Origin of the sequence: uncultured Shewanella sp., from assembly GCF_947501665.1 — a bacterium.
Classification (GTDB): domain Bacteria; phylum Pseudomonadota; class Gammaproteobacteria; order Enterobacterales; family Shewanellaceae; genus Shewanella.
Genome location: NZ_CANMWS010000005.1, coordinates 192,684 through 204,257, shown reverse-complemented (window position 1 = coordinate 204,257; position 11,574 = coordinate 192,684). Strand labels below are relative to the sequence as shown.

Genomic DNA, 11,574 nt, shown 5'->3' with positions numbered 1-11,574 from the left:
TTGTTTGTTTTTATACGTTACTATCTGTTTTCTAAAGACAATTAAAAGAGACCTAGTGAACCTAGCTCTCTTTTATTCTATTTAGAAACTATTCACTTCCTCGAGGAGGAAAGTTAATGGAATAGTCATAGTTAATAAAGAAATAATCGGTGACACTTTCACTCGATTCATAGTCGTTACTTTGCTCATACGATGTCATTGCGGTAGAACTACCACCCCAAATCGATCCAATGCCATAGAAAAACCATCCACCCCAGCACTGATAGCCCCAACCGAATAGGCAAGAGCGTGTAAGCTTACTGGAAAGCTGATCGGTATAAGATTCAGGCACAGGTACATAGTCTAGGTTAGGATCTTCTACCATACCTCGACGACCTACTGCATCAAGTACATCTTGAAGCAACTGAGCACGAACAACATCTTTGAGTGCTTGTTTGTCATCATCGCTGAGTTTGTCATTAGCCGCATCTGCGGTAAAGGTCATTTCAAATGCCTGACTATCTTCAAACTCTTTTGTTGTTTCATTTTTGCTACTACTGCTAAAGAAACCACGCGATTTAGTCACTTTTTTAACCACTCTTAAAAACTCACTGCGGTTATAGGTAGCGTCATAAGAAACATTGGCTCTGACATCAAATGAATAGGCAATTGATGGCGCTAAATACTCACTAAAATTATTGGAATAAATGGCGAACTTTTCATCTTGAGGTAAACCATCAGTGCCTTCTATCATTGTGCAAGAGGAGCTTAACAACAGACCCACCTGGCCGGTAAAACTGTCTGACCAACCATTCAGAATATTATCTTCAAGACCTTCACCTGAACCATCAGGCATATCTTCAAAATCGTGGCTGGCACCAATACCACCAATATTTAAATAGGTCCAAGCAAGCCCTGGTGCGGCACCAAGCCCAGGATTATTGACCAAAATTTCTGGTGGTACGCCAATGGATATAACTGGATTATAGACAGCGACACGGCGGATATTTTTATTGGGATTAATCGCTGCAAAGGCTGCGACCTCATCACCCCAAAGCGTTTGGTATTCCATATTAAGCTGACCGCCATAGATGCCTGCGATCTCTTTATACATGCCTGCAAGAAAGACTTTTTCAGTGGATACTAAGCTTCTCATATCATTGATCCGCTCTGAGTTTTCGGCTAGCTCGTCTTCAAGGCTATCTAAAATATCGTCTGCTTTATCATACTCATATTTTGCATCGTAAAAAATGTCTTGAGCATCTCGCAAGAGGTTTTTTGCAATAGTATAATTATCTTTTGAGAGTTGGTATTCCTCATACTCGAAAGAACAATACTCACGCCAATCTTCTTCTTCAAACTCTGCATCTTCTCGACAGTCATAAAATGCGTCTTTAGCATCATCTTTGGCATATCCGGCTTCTCGCTCGTCAGTTTCTGCCGCTTTCATGGCTGTTTCAGCGGTATCCATAAGCGCCTTGGTATTAGAAACCTGTGTTCCAGCGGTATCCATTTCAACCTTAAACGCCGTTGGAATTTTTTGACCATTTTCATCAAGACGAAAGACGGGTAGATCATCGATAATGACTGGGCGACCACTAGTGTCTAACTCAAATTCAAACACCCCATAATCAACAATAGTTGCAAGTAACTGCTCAGTTAACAGAACAAGTGTGGTGTTTGCATTTTGTTCACTGGCTCTAACAATGGCCAAATCAGTACAATAACTTTGATTTTGAGGGGCATAGTTTGTCAGTGCGACTTCACCTTTTTCAGGTGGCGTAATATAAATATCAGTACTGCTTTCACCGTGAAACCATCGAGTACTATCCACATGACTACTCGGTACGTTAACATCACTATCATAATCTGGATTAATGACAGGTGTTGCAAGCACCTGTCCTCCCGCTACTGAGATAACACTCACTAGTAGCAATTTTTTGAAATTAAAACTCATGTCTATATTCCTTTATAATTACATCCTAAAAAAATGTTTGGCGGCACATTTGCCAAACATACTCTTTCTGTATCCAGCACTGTTAAGCCTCGATACAAAAATTACTTACCACTTAAAAAGGCTATTTCCTCCTTCGCCAGTTGTTCATCTTCTTTTTTCCTTTTGGCATCTCGTTCCAACTGACGTTTTTGGTAATTTTCTGCTGCTTGTTGTTCTATGGCCTGTCGCTGAGCAAAGGACAAGGGTTGCGGGAGGGGTAGCTCGCCACTGTTAATCTCTTCTTGAAGCTGATCGACTTTCGATCTTAATACTGCAATATTTTGTTCCGATATTGATTCCCTGAGTTTGGTGGTGTAGGCGAATAATAGAGAAACAGCTTGTCGATCATCCCCGTCAAGGCTGCCCTTGTTGATCATGTTGATAATATCGTGATCAATATAAAATTGGCTGAGCTGTTCATTGAGTGTTTTTAAGCCTTGATGATCTAAGGTATCTACAGCCTTCACTCCATCAAGTTCTAGAAACAAGCTTCCTATTTCACTACTAAGCCCAGATAGCGCACTGATTATTTGTGACTGGCTTTTTTCTTTGAGCGTCTCTTTTATATTACGGCGATTATCGGAGCGAACACTGTCAGTTAAGATTTCAGTCGATCGCTTATCCCACTCAGGTAGATCGTTTGTTTGACTTAATGATATTTGCTGCTCAGTGTCATTTTTATTAACGAGACTTGACTCTGGCTCTTTGTTATCGTTATAAAAGGTGGCAACAGTCATCACAAGCAGAGCAAAACCACCAAAAAGACCCACTACAACTTTCTTCATTACTATCTCCTTACAGCTAAAGAATAAAAATTTAATTATTGAACTAGAAAGGACTAATACCGATATTAACTATGGATAACCATCAATGTAGCCGTAGCCAAGTACGCTAATTTGTTGGTATTTACAGTCATATACATTGCATATTATGACTACCTAAGATCCATAAAATTAACTTAAACATCCTCAATCGGCTGAATATGTCTGGAAATCAGACTTGTCAGTAATCAAAGATGTATATGTCAATAAAGCCTGACTTTTCCTTGTCTAGGGCTAAAACGTGTTTTTGAGAAACTTTTAAATTGAAGGCAAATAAGGGCCTTACTGAGGGGGATATCATTGAAAAACGCAACTTTCATTGCTATAACCGATATGAGATATCAGGGGCAAATATTGGATAATACCGTTTGGATGGGTTTTATCCTTTTGTGTGTCCTTGTTTAGCTCAGGTCATAACACGGTTTATTGGCGTTGTCGTTTATCAATATTGATTATATTATCTAAGGTATGGAGCGGTGAAATATTAAAATTTGGGTAAGAAAATAGTGTATTTCACTCTTCAAATTACCACACCGTCCTAGTGCAGGTTGTTGATTTAATTTAAGTATCATTCCATTCTTCCTTGCCGTTTATTTTTAATGTATTAACAACAGGCAATAACCTATAGTTATTATTCAGTAACTTCAATAGTCAATATGTTGTAAAATTATTATTTATATGTTAGTCGGATGGGGGGCTGCTAATGGGTAGGTCATTGATAGGCAATATATCGTGATCAGAGCAACCTATATTGCTCAGGTCTTAGTTGAATAACAGGTGGTTGTTTTGTCAGAAAAGTTATTCTGCTCATGTCGAAAGTCACCATTTAAATATTTATTAGTGAGTTAAGGCCAGTTTAGGTTGGTATACTTGATTAAAATAATGCCTGCATAATGAGCGATGTTTTATTTTTGTAATCGAATGATGCTCTGATGTGGCAAGCGCGAATATTCACTATAAAAGGTTAGGTATTTAATCTGGAATAAGAGTCAATATGACTATAAAAATGCCAAAGTTATTTCTTTAAAAAGTGAAAAGTGAAAAGTGAAAATAAAGTCCTTTTAAGAGAGTGGATCAGATCGGTAATGCGCGAATAAAGAATAAATTAATGTTCTTTGTTTCATAATACATGAGAAGTTAAAAAAGAATACCTAGTGTTTTTTTAGCCTAAACCTGACGCGATTAATTTAAGATAGAGACGGACTGTTGTTTAGTGTTATGACACTATTTTTATAGCGCTTATGCTTATTGGAGATATTGAGTTTGTTAGTATATTGATATTTAGTTATTGTTGATTATAATGCCTTGACTTTCAATAGGTAATATTATCTATGTGCAAAATATAAATTAAAAATAAAAAGGGCCAAGAATGATGAAAATATTATTAACTCTCCTGATCAGTATGATTTCTTGGGGAGTCTTTGCTTACGATGGTTGGTCTGGAGCCAATAAAATCGGCAGTATACGCGTTTATTCTGAGGCTAAGGTGTATATTACTATGCCAGGTGCTGAGAACCCAAAAGAGTGCAGTAGTACTAATTTTTTGATGTTAGTGAATGCCGATACTGACGTGGGAAAAAGGCAATATTCTGCATTATTAACGGCTTATGCTTCAGGAAAAAATGTTGATCTGGCATTAACTGGGTGTTCTAACGGTGGAACCAGTGGCTATCCACTGATAGAGCAGGTTTGGTTAAAGTAGAGGCAAACACTGTGCCTTTCATTGGATGAGTATAATTGGATGAGTATAATTGGATGAGTATAACTGGCATGACCTATGTTAGATCTACTCATTCATATCCTAAAGCAATATTGGTTGTACTTTTAACATGAATATGCCATTGGGTACGCATGAATAATGCTTGCCTTCGGTTTGATAACCTTGGCGGGACACTAGGAGATAATCGACGCGATGGAAATCAAAATAGATGATTTGAATAACGGTGCTGTTGTTCAATTATTGCGGGAGCACTTGGAAGATATGTATGCAACATCGCCTTCAGAAAGCGTGCATGCGTTAGATGTCAACGCGTTAACAACACCAGAGATAACATTTTTCAGTTGCTGGGAAAATAATGAGTTATTAGGTTGCGCAGCAATTAAGGAGCTAAATGCAAAACATGCTGAGCTAAAATCGATGCGAACGTCTAATCATGCTCGAAAATCGGGTGTTGGCACACGTATTTTAAAGCATATTTTAAAGGTTTCTGCCGATAGAGGGTATACCAAGATTAGCTTAGAAACGGGTTCACAACCTTTTTTCAAACCCGCTCGCCACCTCTATGAGAAATTTGGTTTTCAGTATTGCGATCCTTTTTCTGATTATAAATTGGATCCATATAGTCAATTTATGTCATATGCACTGGGTGAGAAGCGCTGATTTGATCATTGAGTCGAATAAGGATCAGTATTTTATTGCAATCTGAAGCGAGCGAATACCTTGGAGTAGAAACTCGTTGATTGTTAGCTTGAATCGACATAAATTGAGTTAGTTATATGCCCTTATTTCGATGTCATCACATACTCGCCACTTTCTAGCACTTCATTCTCAGAGCAAACCATAAGAAGCGAAGCATCCATAGCTTATGAGTTAAGGGCCTCGGTGATACTTTTTGATAGTGGCGTTGTAGCTCGGCCAATGAGGTGACTGAGAGTGTTACTCTTTTCAGCCAACCAACCATTGGCAGCATGTACCTCTGAATCGGCTAATATATTGGCAAAACCTTCAGGTAACCCTATTTGAGTTAGCTGTTTAGCAAGTGCTTCTTCACTTAAATTTTGATAAGGAATATTCTTACTTGTTTGCTTTGATATTTCCGCTGCATATTCTGTTAATGTAAATCCCGTATCGCCACTTAATTCATATACCTTGCCAGCATGATCTTTGGAGGTAAGTACTACCGCTGCTGCTTCGGCATAATCTTTTCGAGCGGCTGTATAAAGCTTACCAGCTTGAACGGCGCCAGTGACTTCTCCTGTTGTTAATACCCTTTGAATATTTTGGGTATAGTTTTCTGTATACCAGCCATTACGTAAAATAGTGGCAGGTAGTGTTGACTCTTTTATTAAGGCTTCTGTTTGCTTGTGTTCAACAGCGAGTGTCATCGGAGATGTGTCGGCCTTTAAAATACTGGTGTAGGCCAATAGGCTGACATTGGCCTCTTTGGCCGCCTCAATGACTGCTTTATGTTGTTGGATACGACGGCCAATGTCACTGCCGGAAATGAATAGCAATTTATCGACACCATTTAATGCCGTTTTTAATGTTTCGGGTTGATTGTAATCAGCGTGTCTAACCTCGACGCCAAGTTGTTGCAATGGCTGAGAGGTTTTGAGGTTTCGCACTAAAGCGACGATGTTTTTGGCATCTGTTTTTGCTAATAAACTATGGATAACTAATTGACCTAGTTGGCCATTGGCCCCTGTGATTGCGATCATAATATTTTTCCTTAAAAGAAAGTAAGTGTGTGGTCATTTGGAATGCCAGTGCAGTATGATGCATAATAACTGTATTGATAAGGACTGCTAATCAGAATAAAAGGTTCGGATAATGAGTACAATTAATCATAATCAGTTACGATTGTTAGCCATTTTTGCCTGGGTTGTTGAGTGTGGCAGCTTTGCTGAAGCAGCGCGTAAGCTCAGCAGCAGTCGGTCTCGAATTAGTGAGCAGGTCGCTCAACTCGAAGCAGCATTAGGGGTAAGGTTATTACAGCGCACTACTCGACAACTGACAGTGACCTCTGAAGGGCAAAAAGTGTATCAACAAGCGATTAAATTGGATGATATTCTTAAAGGAGTCGAAGCCGTTACCATACCGTCGAGGCCTAGCGGTCGTGTCGTTATGACGATGAATCATGATATTGCGCATAAGTATGTGTTGCCTGTTCTAGCTGATTTCCAAAATAGATCCCCAGATATCGCGTTAGATTTTATTCTTGATGATGCTAGAGTTGATTTAATTAAAGAGCAGATAGATTTAGCGATTCGAATTGGTATTCCCAAAGATGAATCACTTATCGCTCGTGTAATGCATGAAGAAAGATTTGGGTTATTTGCCAGTCCTCAGTTTTTGCAGCGCTATGGCGTGCCAAAATCAATCAATAAAGTTGAGCAGCTTCCTTGGGTGATAATGACTCAAACCTCTGTTCAATATTTACGATATAAAAGTAAAACAATTGAAATAAAACCAACGCAATCTTTTCGATGCAATTCTCCTTTAATGGTGCAACAAATGGTATTGAATGGATTAGGTATTGGCATTATGTTACCAACTACGGTACGACAAGAAATTAATCAAGGTAAGTTAGTCAGAGTCATGCCAGCTTTGGACAGTGAAAAAATATTATTCTCATTGGTTTATCCTTCTCGGCGTCAACTGCCATTAAGAACTCGAACGGTGGTTGATTTCTTATTAGAGGCAAAAATATTTGATTAAACATTGGATCTGTTACGATATCGCTTCCAGCGGGGGGGGGGGGAGGTCGTGGATGCCTATCCACACTAGGATCTTGAATATTAAGCTTCGCTTGATGGAAGATCGTGAGTGCCCACTCACACAGGGGTGTAATCAATAACTTCATTTGTTTAAAGTTATCTTATTTGGACTGATTGGGTTTATTTAAGTAAATTGCTGCCGCAGGTTTTTGTGCAGATGCCTCTGCGAGACGCTGTAAAGCCATCTGACCTGCATGGATAGCAGGGAATGTCTTAAATTGTTGGGAACAATTTTGACTCTGGCCGCTCTGCGACTTCAAATGACATCCTTGTCTAAAGGCCAGCTAAATAAAATATATCCGTATATAAAAGCCAGCTCAACATCCCTGTTTCCCGTTCATTGACTCATGGCGTGACCATATTCACCCTATTTGTCGCTCATTAAAGCCATATTTATGGCCTTCGCCTTGAAGCCGAAGGCCACAAATGCTTCTACACTGAGGTTTAAAAGCGAAAATTAAAATCAACAGAATAATTACAAACGGTGTTTCTTCCAGTTGGGTTTTTAGTTTCTATTGGGATTTTATGTCGAATAACGAGCGTCTTTGAATGAAGGTTAAGTGATCTTGTTGATTAACGAATAAACCAAGTAAGGTCAATATGAACGATGGACATATTTATTGATGATCAAGTGGACTGATCACACCGCTATAATGCCCACCAATGACATGGGTGTATATTTGTGTTGTCTTAACATCAGTGTGACCTAACATTTCTTGAATTGTACGGATATCATAGCCTTTGCGTAATAAACATGTCGCGAACGAATGACGGAAAGTATGTGCTGTGACACGTTTATTGATCTGAGCTCGTTTTGTTGCTTGTCTTAATTCACGTGAAAATGCGGTGGGATGTATGTGATGACGACAAATATAATGATCACTAGGGTGTACACAGCGGCGACTCGCAGGAAAAAGGTATTGCCAATGAAACTGTGCGGCACTATTTTGATATTTGCGCATAAGTGAAATGGGTAATGATGCTAGCCCAAATCCTGCTGCGAGATCATGATCATGAATTGCTTTAACGTGTGTTATTTGGACGTTTAATTGAGATATTATTGTTTGAGGTAACATGCAGATACGGTCTTTTTGGCCTTTTCCTTGATACACAAAAATCGACTTTTCTTTGAAATCGATGTCTTTTATTCGGATCCATAATGCTTCTTTTAATCGTAGTCCTGAGCCGAAAAGAATTGCCCCAATCAGGTGATGATAATTGGGTAATTGATTGATTATCAACTTTGCTTCTTCACTTGATAATACTTGTGGTAACTTTTTTGGCGCTTTTGCATAAGGAAAGATTAAGTGTTCAGTATCTATTTTTAATACATATCGACATGCAAATACAATGGCGCATAAGGCTTGCTTTTGCGTATTTGCGGAAACCTGACGTTGCTTAGCTAAATAACATGCTTAGCTAAATAACAAAGAAACCGCTCTATTAATGCGCTGGTAATTTCTGAGCCATGGCGGATCGTTGAATAACGAATAAAATATCGATTCCAATAGAGATAGGATTTTTCCGTTTGATAGCTGTAATGACGTATTCTTATTTCCGTTCGTATCGCTTCTAAATACTGTAACTGGCTCATGTGACCACCAATATACAACTGTGTTTATATACAGGTATAGCTGGTTTTGAATATTTTGCAAGAAAAAAGATGCATGACTCATTTATCATAAGGTCATTATCATAGGGATCGCAATATTCGATGCAGCGATAATATTAAGTATAAAGTAGAAATATTACACAATCAATTGATATGATTTAACTTTTAATTATATGTTAAAAAGTGATATGCGGACCTCGTAAACACTGCTGCATGTTTTTTTCTTGGTTTCTTGTTAATAAATAGTTGATTTTTGATTGTTAATGATTGTACTACAATGGGTTAGCAGTGTACTCTAGCCTAAAAATAGTAAGCAGTCTGGAAGATTATCCTGCTGCTGTTGAATAAGCTGTTAGGCATCTAAACAGGGGGTTGTTTTGCCAACAAAATATAAATCCAAACTCAAGAAAGAAGTGGCATTAAAAAAGCTTGAAGCACTTATGGAGAGGTTAGAATTCTGGAATAAAAATTATTCTAGGTACTATCGTGTTGAAGAAGCTGCGCTAGTTGGGAGTATGGCTAGAAATGAAACGAGCTTTGGTGATATAGATTTATGTGTGAAAGTGAATCGTACACAAGAGTTTAAAGTTCACGACCATAGGGATGAATATATAGAATGGAGAAAAGAGGTGCTGGGTTATGCCCCACCTAGAGATTTCTCAGCTGAAATCGGTATGTATGAATTGGATGTAAGTCGTTTTATTAAGAGTAGGGATGGACGGATTGAAATTTTACGGTGGGTTCAGTTTCCCGTAATATGCCTTACTATGAATCCGTTTGTAAAACTGGTTGAAAATGGTAACTGTTTAATAAACTCCGTCACTGAGGTTATGTCAAAATCAACAGTGATAACTGATGAGCAAGCTATCGATATCGTTAATAATGGTGTGCCGGAGAATCCATCTGATAAAAAAGGTGTTTTTTGGCAGTCATATTGCAATACACTAGCTAAGTTTCCGGTTCATATTAGAAACATGATCCTAGAGAGAGATTCTAATATAAAGCATTACGAGTGCTTTGCAAATGCCTAACAAGTTGCAGCAGTATGCCCCTGCGGGGCCGGACGCTCGTCCCTCGCGCCGCTGTGCAAAGCGTTACATGTCACCCAAGAATAAAGTACGGATATGAAAACGAAGCTAAAGGAATTTGTTCAGCACCTATCTCACGATGTAGTGGATGAGGATAAAGCAGAGGAATATCTAGATGATGCCCTTCCGTCTATTGGGCTAATAGTCATGTACTTTAACTCCTTAGAAAGCTGGCTAGATTCTATTCTTTGTGAAAACTTCACCGACCGGACAGATTCCACAGGTCTGATTGTTTTAAATAAAATGAACTATGCCGCAAAGGTCGATCTTCTAAAGCGGTTCAGTGATGATTTTCATATATGCCTTGCTCAGCCCATAGAGGGGTATGATCAACTAATAAACGACTTGAAAGAGTCGGGAAGGCTTAGAAATCTTGTTGTCCATGCAAATTGGGAATCAACTGACGAGGAAGGTTATACCTATGTTAGGCTAAAAATGTCCAAGTCAGGCATGCAGCAAGAATATGTTCAGTTCACAAAGGAATCTTTGCAAAAAATAATTGAACTCATAATCAAAACCCAATTTAGTCTTAGCGCTTACTGGGAGGCTCGTAATGAAGCTCTATACGGTAGCGCATAAACATGTAACAAGTTTGGCAAGCGGGACTGCTAAAAGCGTGGCTTCGCCACAACGCAGCCCCTTCCAAAGGCGTTAGGCTCCACCGCATCAGAACAAAGCTCAGGATGAAGAATAAAGGTAAAAGGAGATTATTGGATCAGCCACAAGAGGTGATAAATAGATGGGTTGCTATAAAAACGATACGTCTTTTTAGGCCTTATATAGAACGAATATTTTTACTTAAGCTTCGGCTCACTTTAAAGTGGAGTGAAAGAAAGCGAAAAAAGGCTCTGACCAGGACCTTCGAAACAACTATCAGAGAGTATCGAAAGCTTCAAAATTCTGAATTTAGGGCATCGAAAAAGATATTTAATATAGCTTTGTTTTTCTTGCTAGCTGAGCGTGATTTACAGGCGATAAAGATCGATGCCTTCACCCATCCGGATCCTTGGAAAAGAAACCTTTCAGTTAGGGTTATGCTACTTATCATTCATGAACGAGATATGAGCAAAGTTGCATCTGGCAAAGTCATGAAGGAGATATATGAAGAAGCTAGAATCAGTGATGACTTGAAGAGCTCTATGATTCAGGCCGTTCGGGGTATATCCAAAGCTCAGAAGAGAACCCAAAAGATACTCACTGAAATAAGAAATAACACTATTGCACATCGAGATTCTGACGCAATGCTACAGTATGAGCTAATAGATAAAGTAGGTATAAAGTCAGCTAAGGAAACTATTGAGGAGTATTTTGAAGCCTCGCATATATTTTTTGGCATATTGCCTAAGCTACTGCTGGAGGCAAGTACACTTCCTGCGTTGCTGTCACAATATTCAAGTTCAAAGCCTAACAAATCAAGCAAGCGGGACGCCGAAAAGCTCGGCGCCCCTTCTTGAGGCGTTAAAATTCTTATTTGAGCTTAGGAATATATCTAGAGAATATGAAAAACAATCTTTTAAAACTGATACCACAATTCGTTACGACATTGATAGCATCATGTGGCTCCCCAGGTGCTAAAAAACC

12 protein-coding genes are annotated in these 11,574 nt (G+C 38.8%); 6 read left to right on the top strand and 6 right to left on the bottom strand.

Annotated features, from left to right (window positions below; all coding sequences use genetic code 11):
• Positions 1-88: 88 nt before the first annotated feature.
• Positions 89-1,936, bottom strand: a complete 1,848-nt coding sequence (locus tag Q0976_RS05470; RefSeq protein ID WP_299491842.1) for a hypothetical protein — start codon at positions 1,934-1,936, stop codon at positions 89-91.
• Positions 1,937-2,037: 101 nt separating this feature from the next.
• Positions 2,038-2,760: a hypothetical protein gene (locus Q0976_RS05465; RefSeq protein WP_299491840.1), complete on the bottom strand. Its 723-nt coding sequence runs from the start codon at positions 2,758-2,760 to the stop codon at positions 2,038-2,040.
• Between the two features lie 1,405 nt (positions 2,761-4,165).
• Between Q0976_RS05465 and Q0976_RS05460 the strand changes: the two genes are divergently transcribed.
• Together Q0976_RS05460 and Q0976_RS05455 are read left to right on the top strand one after the other, a co-directional pair.
• On the top strand, positions 4,166-4,498 hold the full coding sequence (locus tag Q0976_RS05460; protein ID WP_299491838.1) for a hypothetical protein: 333 nt from the start codon (positions 4,166-4,168) through the stop codon (positions 4,496-4,498).
• A 210-nt stretch (positions 4,499-4,708) separates the two neighbouring features.
• Positions 4,709-5,176: a GNAT family N-acetyltransferase gene (locus Q0976_RS05455; protein ID WP_299491836.1), complete on the top strand. Its 468-nt coding sequence runs from the start codon at positions 4,709-4,711 to the stop codon at positions 5,174-5,176.
• 203 nt (positions 5,177-5,379) lie between these two features.
• On the opposite strand, the gene Q0976_RS05450 is transcribed toward Q0976_RS05455, so the two are convergent.
• Complete coding sequence (locus Q0976_RS05450; RefSeq protein ID WP_299491834.1) at positions 5,380-6,234, bottom strand: SDR family oxidoreductase; 855 nt, start codon at positions 6,232-6,234, stop codon at positions 5,380-5,382.
• Positions 6,235-6,346: 112 nt separating this feature from the next.
• On the opposite strand from Q0976_RS05450, the gene Q0976_RS05445 reads away from it, so the two are divergent.
• A complete protein-coding gene (locus Q0976_RS05445) occupies positions 6,347-7,234 on the top strand; it encodes a LysR family transcriptional regulator (RefSeq protein ID WP_299491832.1) in 888 nt (295 codons plus the stop codon).
• 160 nt (positions 7,235-7,394) lie between these two features.
• Here the strand turns inward: Q0976_RS05445 and Q0976_RS05440 are convergent, their stop codons facing one another.
• The 3 genes from Q0976_RS05440 to Q0976_RS05430 form a co-directional block, all read right to left on the bottom strand.
• Positions 7,395-7,553, bottom strand: coding sequence for a hypothetical protein (locus Q0976_RS05440; RefSeq protein ID WP_299491830.1), 159 nt, complete (start codon positions 7,551-7,553; stop codon positions 7,395-7,397).
• A 357-nt stretch (positions 7,554-7,910) separates the two neighbouring features.
• Entirely contained in the window at positions 7,911-8,645 is a 735-nt protein-coding gene (locus Q0976_RS05435) for an integron integrase (RefSeq protein WP_299491878.1), read from the bottom strand.
• 50 nt (positions 8,646-8,695) lie between these two features.
• Positions 8,696-8,887: a phage integrase N-terminal SAM-like domain-containing protein gene (locus Q0976_RS05430; RefSeq protein WP_299491828.1), complete on the bottom strand. Its 192-nt coding sequence runs from the start codon at positions 8,885-8,887 to the stop codon at positions 8,696-8,698.
• A gap of 395 nt (positions 8,888-9,282) precedes the next feature.
• Between Q0976_RS05430 and Q0976_RS05425 the strand changes: the two genes are divergently transcribed.
• From Q0976_RS05425 to Q0976_RS05415, 3 genes are all read left to right on the top strand, one after another.
• Complete coding sequence (locus Q0976_RS05425; protein WP_299491826.1) at positions 9,283-9,936, top strand: nucleotidyltransferase domain-containing protein; 654 nt, start codon at positions 9,283-9,285, stop codon at positions 9,934-9,936.
• Positions 9,937-10,029: 93 nt separating this feature from the next.
• Complete coding sequence (locus tag Q0976_RS05420; RefSeq protein WP_299491824.1) at positions 10,030-10,572, top strand: hypothetical protein; 543 nt, start codon at positions 10,030-10,032, stop codon at positions 10,570-10,572.
• A 131-nt stretch (positions 10,573-10,703) separates the two neighbouring features.
• On the top strand, positions 10,704-11,447 hold the full coding sequence (locus Q0976_RS05415) for a hypothetical protein (protein WP_299491822.1): 744 nt from the start codon (positions 10,704-10,706) through the stop codon (positions 11,445-11,447).
• Positions 11,448-11,574: the final 127 nt, after the last annotated feature.

Excerpts from the sequence above, each read along its gene's own strand:
- Q0976_RS05465 (WP_299491840.1), bottom strand. The coding sequence starts at position 2,760 with ATGAAGAAAGTTGTAGTGGGTCTTTTTGGTGGTTTTGCTCTGCTTGTG.
- Q0976_RS05430 (WP_299491828.1), bottom strand. The coding sequence starts at position 8,887 with ATGAGCCAGTTACAGTATTTAGAAGCGATACGAACGGAAATAAGAATA.
- Q0976_RS05445 (WP_299491832.1), top strand. The coding sequence starts at position 6,347 with ATGAGTACAATTAATCATAATCAGTTACGATTGTTAGCCATTTTTGCC.
- Q0976_RS05420 (WP_299491824.1), top strand. The coding sequence starts at position 10,030 with ATGAAAACGAAGCTAAAGGAATTTGTTCAGCACCTATCTCACGATGTA.
- Q0976_RS05455 (WP_299491836.1), top strand. The coding sequence starts at position 4,709 with ATGGAAATCAAAATAGATGATTTGAATAACGGTGCTGTTGTTCAATTA.
- Q0976_RS05460 (WP_299491838.1), top strand. The coding sequence starts at position 4,166 with ATGATGAAAATATTATTAACTCTCCTGATCAGTATGATTTCTTGGGGA.
- Q0976_RS05450 (WP_299491834.1), bottom strand. The coding sequence starts at position 6,234 with ATGATCGCAATCACAGGGGCCAATGGCCAACTAGGTCAATTAGTTATC.
- Q0976_RS05470 (WP_299491842.1), bottom strand. The coding sequence starts at position 1,936 with ATGAGTTTTAATTTCAAAAAATTGCTACTAGTGAGTGTTATCTCAGTA.